Genomic DNA, 231 nt, shown 5'->3' on the forward strand with positions numbered 1-231 from the left:
CGCCTGCACCCGGCGGGCGATGTCCTCGGTCGCCTTCGCCGTCTCCTGCGCCAGCTCCTTCACCTCGTTGGCCACCACCGCGAAACCCTTCCCGGCCTCCCCGGCGCGGGCGGCCTCGATCGTGGCGTTCAACGCCAGCAGGTTGGTCTGCTCCGCGATGCTCGTGATCACCTTCACCACGTTGCCGATCTCCGCCGAGGACTCCCCCAGCTTCGCCACCGTCGCCGTCGT

1 protein-coding gene is annotated in these 231 nt (G+C 70.1%); it reads right to left on the bottom strand.

Annotation, left to right across the window (positions count from 1 at the left end; all coding sequences use genetic code 11):
• Nucleotides 1–231 (bottom strand): methyl-accepting chemotaxis protein (locus E9549_RS24600; protein ID WP_236828909.1); only part of this gene is annotated, 231 nt, incomplete at both ends.

Source organism: Blastococcus sp. MG754426 (genome assembly GCF_021699055.1).
Lineage (GTDB): Bacteria > Actinomycetota > Actinomycetes > Mycobacteriales > Geodermatophilaceae > Blastococcus.